Raw genomic sequence first — 3349 nt, 5'->3', positions numbered from 1 at the left:
GGCCGCCTCGCCCTGCGCCGGCAGGGGCGCGGCCTCCGCCACGCCCATCCGGCGCAGCAGCGCGGCGCGGGCGAAGGCCGTGGCGCCCGGCTGTTCCTGCAGGAAGACGCCGGACGGGGTCCGCAGCGCCACCAGCCGCCCGTCGCCGGTGACCAGCAGGTCGGCCGGGGGCTGTGCCATGCCCATCGCCAGCGCACCGACGATCGCCGGCACGCCGGCCAGCCGAAGCGGGCCACGCCACAGGCCGAGCCAGCAGAAGCCGAGGCTCGCCACCGCCAGCGCCCAGCCCGGCAGCGGGCGCAGCACGGGGGATGCCTCGGGCCAGGCGGCGACCATGCGCGCCACCGCCAGGATGGCCTCCACCCCCTGCCCCATCGCCCAGAGCGCCGGCGCCTCCAGCCCCAGCGGCATCAGCGCCAGCGCGATCATCCCGGCCGGCATCACCAGCAGCGAGGTCAGCGGCACCGCCACCGCATTCGCGGCCACGCCATAGACCTGCAGCCGGCCGAAATGGTGCAGGCCGAAGGGTGTCGTCGCCGCCCCCGCCAGGACGGAGGTCAGCACGAGGGCGAAGGCGGCCACCGCCAGGCGGCGCCGCCAGCCGCCGCCCGGATGCAGTCGGCCGCGCAGCGCCTCCCACCCCGCGGCCAGGGCCAGGACGGCGGCGAAGGACATCTGGAAGGACGGCCCGAGCAGCTCGGCGGGTGCCGCCAGCATCACCACCGCCGCGGCGATGGCCAGCGTGCGCACGGTCAGCGCCCGCCGCCCGGCCAGCAGGCCGAGCGTGACGATGGCGGCCATCACCAGGCAGCGCTGCATCGGCACCTGCGCGCCGGTCAGGAGCGTGTAGCCGAGCCCCGCCGCCAGCGCGCCGACCGCCGCCACCGCCTTGCCCGGCACGCGCAGCGCCAGCCACGGCACCAGCGCGATGGCCAGGCGCAGCGTGGCGAAGACCGCCCCCATCACGATGGTCATGTGCAGGCCGGAGACCGAGAGCAGGTGCGCCAGCCCGGAATCGCGCATCGCCTCGAGCTCGGCTGGCGGGATCGCCGCCTGCGAGCCCGTCAGCAGCGCCGTCGCGACCGCCCCCGCCGCACCGGGAATGGCCGACTCCACCCGGGTCTCCAGCCGCGCACGCAACCGCGCGAAGCCGCCGCCCGACGCCTCGGAGGACAGGATCTCCACCGGCCCGAGTGCCGTGCCCGACCCGCCGAGGCCCGAGAAGAAGGCCGCCCGCTGGAAGTCCCAGGCCCCCGGCGCAACCGGCGGCGGCGGCGGGCGCAGCAGCGCGCGCAGCCTGATACTGTCGCCCGCGGCGATCGCCGCCGGATCGTTGGTCCGCAGGCGGATGCGCAGGCTGCGCGCCAACGGTGCCTGCGCGTCGATCCGGGCGCCGCGCAGGGTGATGCGCCGGCCCTCCGGCAGCGTCTCCACCTCCGTCACCGTCCCGGTCAGCGTCACGGCGGTCGTCGGCAGGTCGAGCGGCGCGGGCATCCGCGCGGCGTGCCAGCCGGCCATGCCGAAGCCGAGCAGCCCGGCCGCCAGCATCCCGATCGCCCAGCCGCTCAGCGGGGCCCGGCGTGCCACGAGGACGGCCAGCGCCAGCAGCGGCGGCACCAGCCACAGCGCGTCCCAGCCCGGTTCCTCCGCCGGCTGGAAATAGGCCAGGACGCCGGCACCGAGCGCCACGGCGAGCCAGGGCCCGAAGCGGCCATGCTGGGTCGCGACCAGCCCGATCGCCGCGGCGCGCAGCCGCGCCGGGGCGTCGGGCCGCTCGACGGGGGCCAGGGCCAGGCTCACCCGCGTGAAGGTCGGCGCACCGGGCCCGCGATGCAACCCTCGCGTGCGGGTCGACGCCGGCGTTCGGACTCGCCGTGCCGGACGGTTCCGGCCGGGCCGGCGGCGGGCTAAGACCGCGCAGCTTCCTGCCCTCGGGGACATCCCATGTCGGTCCGCACGCGTTTCGCCCCCTCCCCCACCGGCTACCTGCACATCGGCGGCGCGCGCACCGCGCTGTTCAACTTCCTCTTCGCGCGGCGCCATGGCGGCCAGTACCTGCTGCGCATCGAGGACACGGACCGGCAGCGCTCCACGCCGGAAGCGGTGCAGCAGATCCTGGACAGCCTGGCCTGGCTCGGCCTCTCCCCGGACGAGCCGCCGGTGTTCCAGAGCCAGCGGGAGCCGCGCCACGCCGCCGTCGCGCGCGAGCTGCTGGCCAAGGGCGCCGCCTACCTGGCCTACGACACGCCGGACGAGCTGGCCGCCCAGCGCGCCGAGGCGGAGGCCGCGAAGCGCCCGTTCAAATACGACGGCAGCCGCTGGATCGGCATGGACCCGGCGAAGGCGCCGTCGGTCGCGCCGGCCATCCGCATCAAGGCCCCGCGCGAGGGCGAGACCGTGGTGAAGGACCTGGTGCAGGGCGAGGTGCGCGTCGCCGCGAGCGAGCTGGACGACATGATCATCCTGCGCTCGGACGGCACGCCGACCTACCTGCACGCCGTGGTGGTGGACGACCACGACATGGAGATCACCCATGTCATCCGCGGCGACGACCATCTCACCAACACCTTCCGCCAGTGCATGGTCTACGACGCGATGCGCTGGCGGCGGCCTCACTTCGCCCATGTTCCGCTCATTCACGGCGCCGACGGCGCCAAGCTGTCGAAGCGGCACGGCGCGGTCGGCGCGCTGGAGTTCAAGGAGCAGGGCTTCCTGCCGGAGGCCGTCTGCAACTACCTGCTGCGCCTCGGCTGGGGCCATGGCGACACCGAGATCATCGGGCGCGAGGAGGCGATCCGCATCTTCGACATCGCCGATGTCGGCCGCGCCGCGGCGCGCATGGACTACGCCAAGCTGACGCATTTCAACGGCGTGTATCTCCGCGCCGCCGAGAACGATCGGCTGACGCGCGAGGTGCTGGAGCGCTTCGCGAAGCGCGGCGTGCTGTTCGGCACGGACGGCGCGGCGCGGATCGCGCTGTTGATGCCCGACCTGAAGGAGCGCGCGAAGACGGTGGAGGAGCTGGCCGGCGCCGCGCTCTTCGCCCTGCATGACGGCCCGCCGGCGATGGAGCCGAAGGCGGCCGCGCTGCTGACGGCGGAGGCGAAGGCGCGGCTGCAGGACCTCGCGCAGTTCCTCGGCGACGCGCCGTGGGAGCGCCAGGACCTGGAGCAGTGGCTGCGCGACTATGCGGATGTGAAGGGCGTGAAGCTCGGCGCCGTGGCGCAGCCGCTGCGCGCGGCGCTGACCGGCAGCACGCAGTCGCCGCCGATCGACGCCGTGCTCTTCGCGCTCGGCCGCGGCGAGGCGATCGGGCGCATCCTGGCGGCGGCGGAGGGCTGACGGGTCG

General features: G+C 75.3%; 2 protein-coding genes. One reads left to right on the top strand and one right to left on the bottom strand.

Annotated elements, in window-relative coordinates; translation table 11 throughout:
• A partial coding sequence (locus tag OZN99_RS28030) for a ComEC/Rec2 family competence protein (RefSeq protein ID WP_270938510.1) occupies window positions 1–1800 on the bottom strand: 1800 nt, incomplete at its 3' end.
• Window positions 1801–1944: 144 nt separating this feature from the next.
• On the opposite strand from OZN99_RS28030, the gene gltX reads away from it, so the two are divergent.
• Window positions 1945–3342, top strand: coding sequence for a glutamate--tRNA ligase (gene gltX / locus OZN99_RS28025; protein ID WP_270938509.1), 1398 nt, complete (start codon window positions 1945–1947; stop codon window positions 3340–3342).
• Window positions 3343–3349 lie beyond the last annotated feature (7 nt).

Source organism: Falsiroseomonas oryzae (assembly GCF_027856955.1).
In the GTDB taxonomy this organism is placed as follows: domain Bacteria; phylum Pseudomonadota; class Alphaproteobacteria; order Acetobacterales; family Acetobacteraceae; genus Falsiroseomonas; species Falsiroseomonas oryzae.
This window is presented reverse-complemented; position numbering and strand designations above follow the sequence as displayed.

Bases quoted from the DNA above. Each gene is read 5' to 3' on its own strand.
- gltX (WP_270938509.1), top strand. From the start codon at position 1,945: ATGTCGGTCCGCACGCGTTTCGCCCCCTCCCCCACCGGCTACCTGCAC.